This is a genomic window from Massilia sp. 9096 (genome assembly GCF_000745265.1).
Classification (GTDB): Bacteria; Pseudomonadota; Gammaproteobacteria; order Burkholderiales; family Burkholderiaceae_D; genus Telluria.
In genome coordinates this window covers 2,119,069-2,133,356 of the sequence record NZ_JQNN01000001.1, presented here as the reverse complement: position 1 = coordinate 2,133,356, position 14,288 = coordinate 2,119,069, and the positions used below count along the sequence as shown (strand labels likewise).

The 14,288-nt window shown below is 67.9% G+C and carries 13 protein-coding genes; 3 read left to right on the top strand and 10 right to left on the bottom strand.

What is annotated here, in order from left to right; genetic code table 11:
- Position 1: 1 nt before the first annotated feature.
- The 5 genes from FA90_RS09040 to FA90_RS26915 form a co-directional block, all read right to left on the bottom strand.
- On the bottom strand, positions 2 to 397 hold the full coding sequence (locus tag FA90_RS09040) for an Hsp20/alpha crystallin family protein (protein WP_081934075.1): 396 nt from the start codon (positions 395 to 397) through the stop codon (positions 2 to 4).
- Positions 398 to 578: 181 nt separating this feature from the next.
- Positions 579 to 1,421 (bottom strand): S-formylglutathione hydrolase, encoded by an 843-nt coding sequence (gene fghA / locus FA90_RS09035; RefSeq protein WP_036168140.1) that lies wholly within the window; start codon positions 1,419 to 1,421, stop codon positions 579 to 581.
- Positions 1,422 to 1,499: 78 nt separating this feature from the next.
- Positions 1,500 to 2,141, bottom strand: coding sequence for a chromate transporter (locus tag FA90_RS09030; RefSeq protein WP_239700620.1), 642 nt, complete (start codon positions 2,139 to 2,141; stop codon positions 1,500 to 1,502).
- On the bottom strand, positions 2,138 to 2,737 hold the full coding sequence (locus FA90_RS09025) for a chromate transporter (RefSeq protein WP_036168137.1): 600 nt from the start codon (positions 2,735 to 2,737) through the stop codon (positions 2,138 to 2,140). The genes FA90_RS09030 and FA90_RS09025 overlap by 4 nt, the downstream gene beginning before the upstream one ends.
- A 46-nt stretch (positions 2,738 to 2,783) precedes the next feature.
- Positions 2,784 to 2,960 (bottom strand): hypothetical protein, encoded by a 177-nt coding sequence (locus tag FA90_RS26915; RefSeq protein WP_197065265.1) that lies wholly within the window; start codon positions 2,958 to 2,960, stop codon positions 2,784 to 2,786.
- A gap of 207 nt (positions 2,961 to 3,167) precedes the next feature.
- Between FA90_RS26915 and FA90_RS09020 the strand changes: the two genes are divergently transcribed.
- Both FA90_RS09020 and FA90_RS09015 read left to right on the top strand, forming a co-directional pair.
- Positions 3,168 to 3,386, top strand: coding sequence for a hypothetical protein (locus FA90_RS09020; RefSeq protein WP_036168134.1), 219 nt, complete (start codon positions 3,168 to 3,170; stop codon positions 3,384 to 3,386).
- A 339-nt stretch (positions 3,387 to 3,725) separates the two neighbouring features.
- The gene (locus tag FA90_RS09015) at positions 3,726 to 5,852 is read left to right on the top strand and encodes an ATP-dependent helicase (RefSeq protein ID WP_036168131.1); all 2,127 of its coding nucleotides are present in this window, start codon (positions 3,726 to 3,728) and stop codon (positions 5,850 to 5,852) included.
- 496 nt (positions 5,853 to 6,348) lie between these two features.
- On the opposite strand, the gene FA90_RS09010 is transcribed toward FA90_RS09015, so the two are convergent.
- Both FA90_RS09010 and FA90_RS09005 read right to left on the bottom strand, forming a co-directional pair.
- Complete coding sequence (locus FA90_RS09010; protein WP_307171061.1) at positions 6,349 to 7,179, bottom strand: Sir2 family NAD-dependent protein deacetylase; 831 nt, start codon at positions 7,177 to 7,179, stop codon at positions 6,349 to 6,351.
- On the bottom strand, positions 7,176 to 7,814 hold the full coding sequence (locus FA90_RS09005) for a hypothetical protein (RefSeq protein WP_036168125.1): 639 nt from the start codon (positions 7,812 to 7,814) through the stop codon (positions 7,176 to 7,178). Before FA90_RS09005 ends, FA90_RS09010 begins: the two co-directional genes overlap by 4 nt.
- A gap of 207 nt (positions 7,815 to 8,021) precedes the next feature.
- On the opposite strand from FA90_RS09005, the gene glpD reads away from it, so the two are divergent.
- A complete protein-coding gene (gene glpD / locus FA90_RS09000; RefSeq protein ID WP_036168122.1) occupies positions 8,022 to 9,620 on the top strand; it encodes a glycerol-3-phosphate dehydrogenase in 1,599 nt (532 codons plus the stop codon).
- Between the two features lie 4 nt (positions 9,621 to 9,624).
- On the opposite strand, the gene FA90_RS08995 is transcribed toward glpD, so the two are convergent.
- From FA90_RS08995 to FA90_RS08985, 3 genes are all read right to left on the bottom strand, one after another.
- Positions 9,625 to 10,509 carry a DUF2145 domain-containing protein gene (locus FA90_RS08995; protein ID WP_239700618.1) on the bottom strand — a complete coding sequence of 295 codons (885 nt, stop codon included), beginning with the start codon at positions 10,507 to 10,509 and terminating at the stop codon, positions 9,625 to 9,627.
- Between the two features lie 92 nt (positions 10,510 to 10,601).
- Positions 10,602 to 11,075, bottom strand: a complete 474-nt coding sequence (locus FA90_RS08990) for a hypothetical protein (RefSeq protein WP_036168119.1) — start codon at positions 11,073 to 11,075, stop codon at positions 10,602 to 10,604.
- Between the two features lie 513 nt (positions 11,076 to 11,588).
- A complete protein-coding gene (locus FA90_RS08985; protein WP_036168116.1) occupies positions 11,589 to 14,267 on the bottom strand; it encodes a M1 family metallopeptidase in 2,679 nt (892 codons plus the stop codon).
- Positions 14,268 to 14,288 lie beyond the last annotated feature (21 nt).

Below are 14,288 nucleotides of genomic sequence, written 5' to 3'. Positions count from 1 at the left end.
CCTACTGGATCGTCAGCCGGCGCGCCGAACCACCGGTTTTCTTGGGCAGGGTCAGTTTCAGCACCCCGTCCTCGAGCCTGGCCTCGGCCGACGCATCGTCCACTTCGGACGGCAGGCTGAAGCTGCGCTGGTAGCGGCGTGTCGAGCGTTCAGAATACACCACGTGTTCGCCCTCGCGCTGTTCGTTTGCCTGCTGGCATTCCCCTTCGATCGTGACGCGCGGACCGTCGATCGAGACCTTGATGTCCTCCTTGCGCACGCCCGGCAGATCGGCTTGTATTTCGAAGGTTTTCTCGGTCTCGCGCACGTCCAGGCGCGGCATGCCCAGCCCGTCGTCGCGCCAAAGGCTGCCCTGCGCCACCGGGCTGAAGAAGTCCTGGAATATGTTCTCGACCATGCGGCCGAACTGATCCTCCACCGCGCCAGGACGGCAGCGCCGAACCGATTTCAAGCGGCGTCCCGCTTCTGGTGCGCGTTGGCGAACCGATGTTTGATCCAGGCCAGTTCGCGTTTCGATCAGGGGAATTTACGCTGCGCACCGGCGTCTGATCCGGTGAGCAGCATTTGTGGAGCGCGCGTCAGGCCAGGCGTTCGGCGTGGAAGCGCAGGTGGTCTTCGACAAACGTCGAGATGAAGTAATAGCCGTGGTCGTAACCCGGGTGGCGGCGCAGTTCGAGCGGCTGGCCGGCGGCGCTGCAGGCTTCCTCGAAGGCTTCCGGGTACAGCTGTTCGGACAGGAACTTGTCGGCCAGGCCCTGGTCGATCAGGATACCCTTGGGGAAGACGGCCTGGCCGGCGCGTGCAACCAGTTCGGTGGCGTCATAGGCGCGCCAGGCCGATTCGTCCGTACCTAGGTAGCCGCCAAACGCTTTCCGGCCCCATGGGCAGCGCATCGGCGCGGCGATCGGCGCGAAGGCCGAGACCGAGCGGAACAGCTCGGGGTTGCGCAGCGCCAGCATCAGGGCGCCGTGGCCGCCCATCGAGTGGCCGAAGATGCCGACGCGGGCGCCGTCGGCGGGCAGCTCGGCCAGCACCAGCTCGCGCAGCTCGAGGATGTGGCTGTACATGCGGTAATGGCGCGACCATGGTTCCTGGGTCGCGTCCACGTAGAACCCGGCGCCCACGCCGAAGTCCCAGCTGTCGGCTTCGCCCGGCACGTCGGCGCCGCGCGGGCTGGTGTCGGGCGCGACCAGGATCACGCCCAGCTCGGCGGCGACGCGCTGGGCGCCGGCCTTGATCATGAACGTCTCCTCGGTGCAGGTCAGGCCGGCGAGATAGAACAGCACCGGCAGGCGCTTTCCTTCGGCGCCGGACGGGAGGTAGACCGAAAAGCGCATCGGCAGGCCGATCGCGGCCGAGTCGAATCGATAGAAACGCTGCACGCCGCCGAAACAGGCGTGCTCGCTGAGGAGTTCAGACATGGCGGAATCCGTATTGTTAACCAGGACACAAGTATGCCCGTTCGGCAGGTTCGCCGCCAGCGCATGCCCGATCTGGCGTCATACCAGTCCGAACGCGCCCAGCACTGCGCCCACGGCAAGCAGCCACAGCAGGTGCACCCGGGTGCGCCAGATCAGCAGGCAGGCCGCCACCGACAGCAGCCACAGGCGCCATTCGGCAAGGCTGCCGCCATTGCCGCCGCCGCCGCCGCTGCTGCTGGTGCCGAGGATCCACGCGGTCGACAGCAGCAGTGCGATCACCACCGGCGCCATGCCTTGCTTGAAGGCGCGCACGGTGCGCAGGTCTCGGTTGCGGTGACCCCAGCGCGCGGCGGTGTAGGTGATCGCCGTCGACGGCGTCATGATGCCGACCATCGTCACCAGCACCCCGAACAGCGCCGCGCCCGTGCTGCCGGCGTTCATGCCCACGTGCCAGCCCATCAGCGCCACGAACAGCACGTTGGGGCCGGGGGCGGCCTGGGCCAGCGTGATCGACTGGTTGAACTGGTCCTGGGTCAGCCAGTGATGCTGCTCGACCAGGAAGCGGTGCATTTCGGACGAGGTCGAAATCGCGCCGCCGAGCGACATCGCGGACAGGAGCAGGTAATGGCCGAACAGGTTGAGCCAGTCCTGCCAGCTCAAGACGAGATGCGGTGCAAGGTGCAGCGCCGCTGGCGGGATCATCTGTGCCGGAGCGCTCATGCTTTCAACTTTCGATAAGTCAGCACGCAGCCCAATCCGCCGAGGCCGAAGAGCACGTAGGGCAGGGGGCATTTCAACAGCGCCACCAGTATGAAGCCGAGCGCGGCGATGGCGATGCACCAGGCCAGCGGCAGCGGACTTTTCCATAATGTGTTCGAGAGCTTCAGCCCGGCCGCGCCGATCAGGCCGGCGCACACGGCCGCCATGCCGCGCAGCGCCCCGGCCACCGCCGTGTTGTCGGCAAAGCGGTCGCGCAGCACGGCCAGCGTCAGCACCACGACCAGCGGCGCGGCCAGCAGGCCGGCCAGGGCCGTGAGGGCACCGGGCAGGCCGAAGTAGCGTCCGCCGATCATCAGCGACAAATTGACCACGTTCGGCCCCGGCATGATCTGCGCGACGGCCCAGTCTTCGATGAACTCTTCCTGGGTCAGCCAGCGCTTGCGGTCGACCAGCTCGCGCTGGACGACCGCCATCACGCCGCCAAAGCCCTGCAGGGCCAGCAGCGTGAACGAGACAAACAAGTCGGTCAACGAAGCCGGACGCGGATGTTCGGATGGCGGGACGGTATCGGAAGCGGAATGCGAAGCAGGCGTCATCCGGCGATTATCGCGCCGTGGCCGGTCCACTGTCCATGGACAGGTGTCAGCCGCCGCCGATACCGCGCATCACGCGGCCCGAGCCTTCGCACTCCGGACAGGTTTTGCCGCCGGCCAGCTTGCCGCTGCCGCCGCAGGTTTCGCACAGGTCTTCGCCTGCGCCTGGGGTCCCCGGTTCGGCTTCATCGCCGGGCTTCAGGTCTGGATCGGGATATGCGCTCATGGCTGCCTCGTTCGATAGGATCACGCAGCCATTCTAGGCCGAGCCGCGTGGCCGTGGCGCACGTCCGGACGCGAGGCTCCCGCCTGGACCTGCCATGTTTGTCATCGGCATTTCATGCATTCATGAGAAATTTGCTTGACTTTAGCTCGTGCTGGCAAATACTCCTGTAGCGGTATCCCCTTATCTTCCATCAAAGTCAGGACTGCGATGAATCAAGATACTCTCGACCAAGCCGACGGTGAACTCCTTATTTCCTACCAACGGCGCGATACACACCGGCGCGACGTCGTCGACCTCGGTATTGCCCTGCAGCAGCGCAGCAATACCATGTCAGCCGTCGAATACCTGCGTTCGCAAGACGTCGGCCACGATGTCATCGAACGCGTTTTGACTGAGCCCGGCCGCAGGCGTTCCTGGGCCGGGTAAGCGGGCGGGCCGGATCCCAATCGTGCTGGGTAAGCGCCGTAAGCCATTGATTTTGCATAATTCCGGCCTTGCTCACCCGATGGGCAATGTGTTGAAAGCCGCATTCCAGCCGGGTTCCGGCATGTCAAGGGGGTGCTTTTCCACAAGCTTATGCACAAGTTTTGTGGATATCTCATAACGCTTTGATACGCGCTGATTTTTATCAAACCAAGCCCACATAACGTGGGCGACGGATGGCTTGATGTCGTTTCGCGACAGCGCGCAAACGCGGGCCGGTTACCCCTTGCGCCGGGATACTGGACAAATGTACAGTTGAGCCACATTGTCCTTAACTCATCCATGTCCGCCGCCGCCACCACCCGCGACCCGATCCCCGACCACCCGGCCCCCACCGGCGTCGATCCTTTCGACAGCCTCAATCCCGAGCAGCGCGCGGCGGTCGAACACGATATCGGCGTGGCGGCGCCGCGTCCGCTGCTGGTGGTCGCCGGGGCGGGATCGGGCAAGACCAACACCTTGGCGCACCGGGTGGCGCGCCTGATCCAGTCCGGCGCCGATCCGCAGCGCCTGCTGCTGCTGACCTTTTCGCGCCGCGCCGCGGGCGAAATGGGACATCGCGCCGCCGGCGTCCTGCAACGCATCTTCGGCGTGTCGCGCCAGGCCGTCGCCAGCCTGCCGTGGGCAGGCACCTTCCACAGCATCGGGGCGCGCCTGCTGCGCGAGCATGCCGGACGGATCGGCCTGGAAGCCTCGTTCACGATCCACGACCGCGCCGATTCCGAAGACCTGATGGGCATGGTGCGCCAGGATATCGGCCTGGGCGCGGGCGCGCAGACGAGCGCGGGCCAGAAGCGCTTTCCGCTGAAGGGCACTTGCCTGGCGATCTATTCGCGCGTGGTCAACAGCCGCGCGCCGCTCGAGCAGGTGCTGCAGTCAAATTTCCCTTGGTGCAGCGAGTGGGAAGGCGAGCTGAAACGACTGTTCGGCGCCTATGTCGACGCCAAGCAGGAACAGAACGTGCTCGATTACGACGATTTGCTGCTGTTCTGGGCTGAAATGGCGGCCGATCCAGAGCTCGGTCCGGCGCTCGGCGATTTGTTCGACCACGTGCTGGTCGACGAGTACCAGGACACCAACCGCCTGCAGGCTGCGATCATCCAGGGCATGAAGCCGGACGGGCGCGGCGTGATGGTGGTCGGCGACGACGCCCAGTCGATCTATTCCTTCCGCGGCGCGACCGTGCGCAACATCCTCGACTTCCCGCAGCAGTTCTCGCAGCCGGCGCGCATCGTCACGCTGGACCGCAACTATCGCTCGACGCAGCCGATCCTGGACGCGTCGAACGCGGTGATCGAAGGGGCGCTGGAACGCCACGCCAAGAACCTGTGGACCGACAAGGTGTCGAGCGCCAAGCCGCAACTGGTGCTGATCCCGGACGAAGCCGAGCAGGCGCGCTGGGTCTGCAACCGCGTGCTCGAGCAGCGCGAATCCGGTATCAAGCTGACCCAGCAGGCCGTGCTGTTCCGGGCCGCCAGCCACAGCGCGGCGCTGGAGCTCGAACTGGTACGGCGCAACATCCCGTTCGTGAAGTTCGGCGGCCTGAAGTTCCTGGAGGCGGCGCACATCAAGGATCTGCTGGCGATGCTGCGCTTTGCCCAGAACCCGAGCGGGCGCCTGGCGGGCTTTCGTGTGACACAACTGATCCCCGGCATCGGCCCGGCCACGGCGGCACGCCTGCTCGACGCGGTGGCGGCCAGCGCCGAGCCGGTGGCGGCGCTCGAGGCCTTCGACGTGCCCGCGCGCGCGCGTGGCGACTGGGATCCATTCGTCGGCCTGTTCCGCACCTTGCGCACACCGGGCTTGCGCTGGCCGTTGGACGTCGAACTGGTCAAGGACTGGTATCTGCCGCACCTGGAGCGGCTGCATGACGATGCGCCGGTGCGTGCCGCCGATCTCGAGCAGCTGGTGGCGCTGGCCGGCGGCTACGGTTCGCGTGAGTCCTTCCTGACCGAACTCACGCTCGACCCGCCCGAGGCGACCAGCGACCGCGCCGGCCCGCCCTTGCTCGACGAGGATTACCTGATCCTGTCGACGATCCATTCGGCCAAGGGGCAGGAATGGAAGGCGGTGCACGTGCTGAACGTGGTCGACGGCTGCATTCCGTCGGACATGTCGACCGGCAGCGGCGAAGAGATCGAGGAAGAGCGTCGGCTGTTGTACGTGGCCATGACGCGCGCCAAGGAGCACCTGCACCTGATCGTGCCGAACCGCTTCTTCATCAAGCAGCAGGCGCAGATGGGCGACCGCCACGTGTACGCCCAGCGCAGCCGCTTCGTTACCCCGGCGATGCTCAAGCACTACGAGGAGTGCGTGTGGATCGACGCCGAAACGCCGCACAGCCGCAAGCCGATGCCGGACAGCGTACGGATGCTGGTGCGCGAGCGGGCGCGCAATGCCTGGAAATGAAGACTGCGGCCCCGCCTCCGTACTCCAGTCGGCCTGGCCGCCAGCCGATATGGTTGAGCACGAAGCACTGAGCCGCGCATGCGGCGACCCGCCAGGCGGGCCGGAATCGCGGCACAAAAGCGGCGGAATGACATATATGCAACCTCCGCCGTGACGAGTTATCCCCGTCCAAGCTGTTTTGTAGGATTTTGCCGCGTGGCCAAATTTCACACTGATGCCGTATGCATGCAAGTCCTTGATTCATAAAGGGTTGGAAATCTGCCTGTTGAATGGGCATTTTGTTGGAACCCGCATCAGTACTGCGCTTCCGGCTTGTCAAGAGGCACTTGTCCACACAGTTATCCACATTTCTTGTGGATATTAAAATAAACGTCGTGGAATCAATGCCTTAGGTCATCAACTTGATCTCGGCTCTAGATTTTTCATGCAGCCAAGGTTTGCGTTGGCCCAGCAATCAGTTTCTTGCTGGATCAGTACGCCATGCATGGCGCATGTTTCAAGCCAGCAGAGCGCGCAAGCGGCGCAAGCCGTCGAGCGCGCCGGACGCGATGCCGACATCCCGGTCGGATGGCACTTCCGGTGCACGCGGATTGATGCGAATCAGGGGAGCATCCTGGCGTTCGCACATCCAGCGCACCGACGGCACGTCGACGCCGGCGCCGAGCTCGATCGCAGCCAGGCGCCGGGGCCGTGCACGCCACCTTGCCAATCGGGCATACTGTGCTTCGGTGCGGGTATCGATCCAGGCGCCGTCATTGAACATCAACACGTTCGGCCGCGCCAGGGCGCCGCAGCGGGGACAGGTGGGCAGTGGCGGGCGCATCAGGCAGGTGGCGGGATCGACGTCGGGAACGAGCGCGTCGGCCGGCCAGATCGCGTCGCTGCACGGGCGCGTGCATTGCAGGTGGTGCAGCGAACCGTGGCACTCGACGATGCCGGCGTCGTCGAAACCGGCGCGCTGGAACTGGCCGTCGACGTTGCTTGTGAAGACGAACGCGCCATGCGCCATGCGCGCGCCGATCTCGCGCAGGATGGAAAAGCCCTCATGAGGCACCGTGGCGCGGTACAGCGCCAGGCGGTGCCCGTAAAAGCCCCAGGCCAGGCCCGGGTGGGAGGCAAAGCTGCGCGGGTTGGCGATCTCGACGAAGCGGATACCGAGCCGGGCCAGTGGCGGATAGGCCTTCCAGAAGCCATGCCCGCCGCGAAAGTCCGGCAGGCCGGAATCGACGCCGATGCCGGCGCCGGCGCCGATGAAGAGGGCATCGGCGTCGCGCAGCACGGCGGCGGCATGGGCCAGGGCGGCGTCCGGGCCGCGATCCATCGTCATGCCGCCGCGCCGCCGTCGATGCGCCGCTTGGTCGCTTCCAGCATCGCCAGGAAACGCTCGGCCGCCAGCAGCGGCGGCCACGGTTCCCATGGGGTGCAATCGTAGAGCGCGGCCAGCGGGTCGCGCTCGAGCACGGCCGAGCGGATCTTGAGCGTGCTGCGCACTTCGTCGACTTTCCAGCCGACCACGTGCACCGCCTCGCTCGCGGCGGCCAGGCGGTCAGCACGCTTGTGCGCCGCGTGTTCGGCCGGGGTCCAGGCCGGCAAGCCGTAGCGCAGGAACACGACCTGCTCGAGGCGGCGGGTGAGGGCTGCGAAACCCTTGCCGAGGAAGGGCTTGATCGGCGACACCGCGTCGAAGCCGAGCAAGCCTTCCTCGGCGTCGTGCAGCAGTTCGCGCAGCTCGACGATCGGATCGAGCGGCGCCGGCGCCGCCGCGCGGCGCAGCAGCATCACCGCGATCGAATGCTGGGCCACCGACAGCGGCAGCGGCCAGGCCGAGTGTCCGCCCCAGCGGTAGGTGCGGGCCAGGCCGAGCGCGAGGTCGGCGTCGTCCCAGTCGAACGGAGTCGGATCGAGCAGGTCGAGTCGCTTGCCGGAGGGCATGCGGACCCAGGCGCGCAACTCGGGCGCCATTTAACGGTATGCGCTGGAAATCGTCATGCAGCGATTCTACACGCGGCCGCCGTCCAGCCGCACGCCTGGTCGCGCCGGGCTCCGCCGAATTGACATGGCCGAACATCGGCCGCGCGTGCACCGCTAGACTGGATGCGGATCGAGGCAGAGTTGCAATGAGGCGCTGCAATGAGGCGCTGCAATGAGGAGCTGCAATGAGGAGCTGCAATGAGCGACATTCCGAAACGGTTCGACTGTGACGTACTCGTGGTCGGCGGCGGCATCAACGGCGCTGGCATCGCGCGCGACGCCAGCGGACGCGGCCTGCGCGTGCTGTTGTGCGAACAGGACGACCTGGCCAGCCATACCTCGTCCGCATCCAGCAAGCTGATCCATGGCGGCTTGCGCTACCTCGAGCAGTACCAGTTCGGCCTGGTGCGCAAGGCGCTGGCCGAGCGCGAGATCCTGCTGCGCAGCGCGCCCCACATCACGCGCCCGCTGCGCTTCGTGATGCCGTATGCGCCGGCCGAACGCACGCGCGGCCAGCGCCCGGCCTGGATGCTGCGCGCCGGCCTGTTCCTGTACGACCACCTGGCGCGGCGTGATTTCCTGCCGGGCTCGAGCGCGCTCGACCTGGGAGCGGACCCGGCCGGGGCAGCGCTGCAGCCGCATTTCACGCGCGCCTTTGCCTATTCCGACGCGTGGGTCGACGATGCGCGCCTGGTGGTGCTGGCCGCGCTCGACGCGCGCGAACGCGGAGCCACCGTCCTCACGCGCACGCGCTGCGCGGGGGCCCGGCGCGAGGACGGGCGCTGGTCGGCCCGCCTGGCCGGCCCGGGCGGCGAGCGCCTGGTGCATGCGCGCTGCCTGGTCAACGCCGCCGGGCCCTGGGCCGCGCGCTTCCTGGGCGAGAGCAGCGCGCTGCCGCCCGAGCGCCGGCACGGGGGACTGCGCCTGGTGAAAGGCAGCCATATCGTGCTGCCGCGCCTGTTCGAGCACGCCCGGGCCTACATCCTGCAGCAGCCCGACGGGCGCATCGTGTTCGCGCTGCCGTTCGAGGGCGCATTCACGCTGGTCGGCACCACCGACGTCGAGTTCGTCGGCGAGCTCGGCCGCAATCGCCTGGCGATCGACCCTGCCGAGACCGCCTACCTGATCGATGCCGTCAATCGCTGCTTCGCGCGCCGCGTCGGACCGGACGACGTGGTGTGGAGCTATGCCGGCGTGCGTCCGCTGATCGGCGACGACGGCGCCGCGGATGCGTCCAGCGCATCCGGCGCCAGCCGCGACTACCGGCTCGCCACCGACAGCGTCGGCGCGCCGCTGCTGTCGGTGTTCGGCGGCAAGGTGACGACCTTCCGCAAGCTGGCTGAGGACGCGGTCGACTGGATCGCCTCGAAGCTGGGCCGGCCGGTCGCGGGCTGGACCGCGCAAGCCTGCCTGCCCGGCGGCGACGTCTACGGCAAGGCGCCGAGCGCGCGCGCCGTGCTCGAGTTCGACGCCTGGCTCAAGACGCGCCAGCACCAGTACGCCTGGCTGCCCCCTGGCTTGCTGGCGCGCTGGGCGCACGCCTACGGCACCCGGCTCGGCGCCATGCTGGCGCATTGCCGCGCGCCGGCCGATCTGGGCGAAGAGATCGTGCCGGGCTTGTTCGAGGTCGAAGCGGATTACCTGGTGCGCCAGGAATGGGCGCTCGAAGCCGAGGACATCCTGTGGCGGCGCAGCAAGCTGGGCCTGCACCTGGCGCCGGGCGCCGCATTGCGGCTCGATGCCTGGCTGGCCGCGCGCCGGGCCGGGCAACGGCGCGGCAGCGTGGCGGCATCCTGATCGCTCAGCGCGTCAGGTCGATGAGCTCGTCACCCGGCAGCGGCTCACATTCCACGCCGAGCGGCTCCCAGCCGCGGTGCACCACGATGCGCCTGGCGTCGTGGCACAGTTCGACCCGGCGCGCGGCGGGCGCACGGGCGCGCACGAAGGCTTCGAGCGTGGCCGGCACGCTGGTATGCAGGGCCAGCGCGTAGATATCATCGAGCGGGTGGTCGTCCAGGTGGACCAGCGGCACGAACTGGCCGGCGAACATCATCCAGTGCGAAGGTACCTCGACCGGAGCGGCGTCATAGCCCCGGGCACGCAGCCACGCCTGCGCCTGCGCGCGCGCGTCCGTATGCGCACGGGCGCGCAGGGCCCCCGCGCCGCCGGCGCCGGGGCCACCATCGGGAACAGGATCGATACCGCCCCAGGCGCCAGCCAGCAGCTCGGCCACCCACTGGTTGCAGTTCTGGTAGCGCGTGCCGAAGGCATACGCGTTGGCGCTGTAGCGCGCGGCCAGCAGCGACAGCGCCAGCCGGTCGTCGAGCGCGGCGCGCTGCAGCGGCGCCGCATCGGCCTCGGGCAGGAACAGCAGCGCCATGTGGCCGCGCGCGGGCGAATCGGCGCCCAGCACGAAGCCGGCCATGCCCTGGTCGAACAGGCGCGGGCGCGACTCGTCGCAGGCGTAATACAGCTGGCGCACGGCCCAGCGGCCGCCCGGGTTGCCTGCCAGCGCGATGCCGGCGTGCGAATACAGCAGCTTGAAGCGGCTCAGGTCCAGGCCCGAGCGCGCCACCAGTGCGACCGAAGCGCCTGAACGGTCGAGCTCGGCCTTGACGGCGCCGGCGAAGCGCAGCACGCGGTCCTGCTCGGCGGCGCTGATCTCCTTGCCGCGCTCGCACAGCACCGGCAGGCCGGCGTGCGCGTCGACGCAGGCGAAGACGGCGGCCAGGCCGAGCGCGCCCGCCAGCGAGCGCCGAAAAAACCGGTGGATGGGGTTCAGATCGCGACCTTGCGCGAGGTCAGCTCGCGATACCAGTCGTCCTGCAGCGCCAGGAAGAAAGGCTGGGCGGTGTCGGCGTAGGCGAACTCGTAGCCATACACGCGCTCGCTGACCTGGACGGTGTCGCCGGCCAGCACGCGCCGCGCGGCCAGGGCGCGGTCGGGCACGTCGAGCGTGAATTCGCGGCCGGGTTCGAGCGCTGCGCGCAGCACCATGCGGGTCGCGCCCGGCTTGTTCGGCGCCTGGGCCACCTGGATCACGCGGTAGGGGCCGGCGGCGACGCGGCGGTCGTTGTTGGAACTGTTGCTGGATGCGCCGATCGAATCGGAAATACTGCCCGAGGATGCCGAGCCGGCGCTGGACGCCGACGAGACGGCGCTGTCGGCATGGGCCGGTGGAATCGAAGCCAGGGCGCAGGCGCCGGCCAGCAGCGCCAGGCAGGCGGCGCGCGGGAAAAGGGAGACGGTCATGGAAGCCTTTGAAGGGTCGAGCTGCAGTCGAACTGCATGAAGCCAATGGTACAAGCGCGGCGCGCGGTTGAGAAGGACCTCCCGATTTTTGAAACGGATGCGTTTCGAATTTGCCGGAATTTTTGCGCCGTAACGACAAAACGACACGTTGTTCTGGACCGTTCCATCACACGATTGTCGTTATTGCAGCAGCCGGACGAGTCTCCGAGGTACCGGTTTGCGTGGACAAACAAGAGCAAGCGTGGGCGCCGTTGCAGCGCTCCACCGAGGCGCCGGCGTCTCCGGACGGCTTCGCGGGTCCTGGTTCAACACCAGGGCCGATCGAAGAGGGCAGTGCGCTGCCCGAGCCGCGCCCGTAGCGCTACGACGGCATCCGCACCATCGCGCTGACCGGCTGGGGCCAGCACGCCGACCGCATGCGCACCAGCGCCGGCGGCTTCGGCCGCCACCTGAACCCAGCCGGCCGACATGGGCATGCAGCAAGCCCTGCCGACCGGCCGGGAAGGCCGAGAATCAACCGCCGTTCTTGGCCAGCCAGGCGTCGATTTCCGGCAGGCGTGCGCCATTGACCTTGACGCGGTCCTTGATCGCGGCGATGGCCAGTTCGACGTCGCCGCGCGAGGTCGCGGCCAGGTTGGCGCCGGCGTAGGCATTCAACTTGTCGACCATGGCCGGATCCGACGAGCCGTTGGCAAGACGCGCGATGTAGCGGCTGCGCGAGCTGGCGTCGACGCGCTCGTTGATCTTGGACAGGTTGGCCAGCGCGAAGTCGAACGCCATGTCGGGATGCTCCCTGGCGACCTGCGAGATCATCGCGGCGCTGTTGGTCAGGCCCGGCTCGTCCGTCAGCGCCAGCTGCAGGGCGCGCTGCGCCAGCGCCTTGTCCTGCGGCGCGGCCAGCAGGCCGTACATCCGGTCACGCACCAGCGGATTTTTCTCGGCCTTTGCGCTGGCGTGCAGCTGGTCCCAGGTGGCGGCGTCGGCGTGGCTCGCGACCACCGCCAGCACCGCCTTGCGCAGCGCGGTCGGCACGGCGCTCGGGTCGCTGTTCATGGCGGCGTAGCGGCGGCGCGCTTCGGCGATGACGCCGGTGTCGCCCAGGTCGCCCAGCACATCGATCAGCTGCTCGCGCAGGTTGGCCACGCTCGAGTTCTCGCCGTCGCGCGCGCTCCAGCCGATCTGCGCCATCACCGGCGCCAGGCGGGAGATCGCGAAGGCGTCGAAGCGGCGCTGGCGTGCCGCGTCGCCCTTGTAGCGCTCGTGGATACCGGCCAGCTGGCCGGCGATGCTCGACCACAGCACCGGATCGGCGCTCAGCGGGGCGGCCTTGGCCAAGTCGAGCTGGTCGGTCGCCGGCTGCAGGCCCGCCCAGCCGAGCGAGCTGACGTCGGCCAGCAGGCCGATCTGGTCGATCGGGGCCAGGCTGGCGTAGTTCTGCGCCAGCTGGGCGAACTGCGCCGGCGCGTACAGCGTGCGGAAGTAGCCGGTCTGGCCGGCGTTGACGACCACCGCGCCGCAGCCGGGGATCGCGATCGATCCCTTGCCGCCGGAGACCAGGGCATTCGCGGTTTTACCGTTGCCGATCTGGGCGATCACCGGCACGCGCCAGGCCAGCGGCTTCTTGTCCGGCCGGTCGCGCGAGAACTCTTCCTGGGTCAGCGTGACGGTGGTGTTGCCGCCCTTGCACACCGGCTCGCCGACCTTGATGAGCGGGATGCCCGGCTGCAGCGTGAAGTCGTGCGCGATCGCCGTGACCGGCTTGCCGGCCGCCTTCTCGACCTGCTTCCACAAATCGTCCGAGACCGTGTTGCCATAGGCGTGGGCCTTCATGTACGCGCGCACGCCGTTGCGCCAGGCGTTCTCGCCGACGTACGCCTCCAGCATGCGGATGACCGACTCGCCTTTCGAATAGGTGATCTCGTCGAAGGCCTGGTTGGCCTGCTCGACGGTCTCGATGTGCTGCACCACCGGGTGGGTCGCCGCCACCGAGTCGCGCCGCATGGCGCCTTCGCGCACGCCGACCGCGTACAGCTTGGTGTTCCATTCCGGGTGCAGGCGCGCGGTGGTGCGGCTTTCCATCCACGAGGCGAAGCCTTCGTTGAGCCACAGGTCGTCCCACCAGCGCATCGTGACCAGGTCGCCGAACCACTGGTGCGCCATCTCGTGCGCGGCGGTCGAGAAGATGCCCTGGCGGTCGCGCTGGGTCGAGATCGCCGGGTCGAGCAGCAGGAAGTATTCGAAGGTGAAGATCGCGCCCCAGTTTTCCATCGCGCCGAAGAACTGGCTCTGGCCCGGACCGGCGATGTTGTCCAGCTTGGGGAGCGGGAACTTCACGCCGAAGTAGTCGTTGTAGTCGCGCAGGATGTCGGCGCCGGATTTCAGCGCGAAGTCGGCCTGGTTGACGGCGCCGCGGCGCGCGATCACGCCGATCTCGGTGCCTTCCGACTTGACGGTGGCGCGCTCGAAGTCGCCCATGCCGAAGAACAGCAGGTAGGTCGACATCTTGGGCGTGGCGGCGAAGCTGACGTGCTGGCGGCCGTCCGGCAGTGTTTCCGTCTTTGCGGCGGGCATGTTCGACACGGCCAGCTGGCCGGCCGGGGCGGTGACGTCGAGCGTGAAGGTGGCTTTGTAGGCCGGCTCGTCCCACGACGGGATCATGCGGCGCGCGTCCGAGTTCTCGAACTGGGTGAACAGCGCGCGCTTCTGCTTGCCGTCCTTGTCCGGGTAGTCGAGCGAGAACAGGCCGACGGCCTGGGTGCCGATCTTGCCGGTGTAATCCATCGCCAGGCGGTACATGCCGGGCTTGACCGGCTGCGCGAACGCGAAGGTCGCGGTCTGGTTGGCCGCGTCGACCGTGACCTTGGCCGCTTGCGCGCCTGCCGAACTGCCGCCCGCCGGCGTCAACGTGGCGTTGGCGAACTGCAGGTCGGCCGCGTTCAGCGTGATGCTGCTGGTGGCCTTGGTCACGTTGATCGTGATCGCGGCCTTGGCCGCGAAGCTGCCGGCGGTCGCGTCGGGCGTCAGCGAGATGTCGTAATGGCTCGGGATCACGCCGCGCGGCAGCTGGGTCGTGGCTTCCTGGGTCCTGGCGTCGGCGGCGCTGGCCGATGCGGCCGGTGCGGCCTGGACGTGGAGGGCGGGGAGCGCCGCGAGCGCGAGCGCGACGGCGGCGGAAAGCAGACTACGTTGCATGGGTTGCCTTGTCTTGTATGT

What these genes read in the sequence shown, in the direction of transcription:
- FA90_RS09005 (WP_036168125.1), bottom strand. Translation starts at nt 7,814, where the DNA reads ATGGCGCCCGAGTTGCGCGCCTGGGTCCGCATGCCCTCCGGCAAGCGA.
- FA90_RS08990 (WP_036168119.1), bottom strand. Translation starts at nt 11,075, where the DNA reads ATGACCGTCTCCCTTTTCCCGCGCGCCGCCTGCCTGGCGCTGCTGGCC.
- fghA (WP_036168140.1), bottom strand. Translation starts at nt 1,421, where the DNA reads ATGTCTGAACTCCTCAGCGAGCACGCCTGTTTCGGCGGCGTGCAGCGT.
- FA90_RS09030 (WP_239700620.1), bottom strand. Translation starts at nt 2,141, where the DNA reads ATGAGCGCTCCGGCACAGATGATCCCGCCAGCGGCGCTGCACCTTGCA.
- glpD (WP_036168122.1), top strand. Translation starts at nt 8,022, where the DNA reads ATGAGCGACATTCCGAAACGGTTCGACTGTGACGTACTCGTGGTCGGC.
- FA90_RS09025 (WP_036168137.1), bottom strand. Translation starts at nt 2,737, where the DNA reads ATGACGCCTGCTTCGCATTCCGCTTCCGATACCGTCCCGCCATCCGAA.
- FA90_RS09040 (WP_081934075.1), bottom strand. Translation starts at nt 397, where the DNA reads ATGGTCGAGAACATATTCCAGGACTTCTTCAGCCCGGTGGCGCAGGGC.
- FA90_RS08985 (WP_036168116.1), bottom strand. Translation starts at nt 14,267, where the DNA reads ATGCAACGTAGTCTGCTTTCCGCCGCCGTCGCGCTCGCGCTCGCGGCG.
- FA90_RS09015 (WP_036168131.1), top strand. Translation starts at nt 3,726, where the DNA reads ATGTCCGCCGCCGCCACCACCCGCGACCCGATCCCCGACCACCCGGCC.
- FA90_RS09020 (WP_036168134.1), top strand. Translation starts at nt 3,168, where the DNA reads ATGAATCAAGATACTCTCGACCAAGCCGACGGTGAACTCCTTATTTCC.
- FA90_RS26915 (WP_197065265.1), bottom strand. Translation starts at nt 2,960, where the DNA reads ATGAGCGCATATCCCGATCCAGACCTGAAGCCCGGCGATGAAGCCGAA.
- FA90_RS09010 (WP_307171061.1), bottom strand. Translation starts at nt 7,179, where the DNA reads ATGACGATGGATCGCGGCCCGGACGCCGCCCTGGCCCATGCCGCCGCC.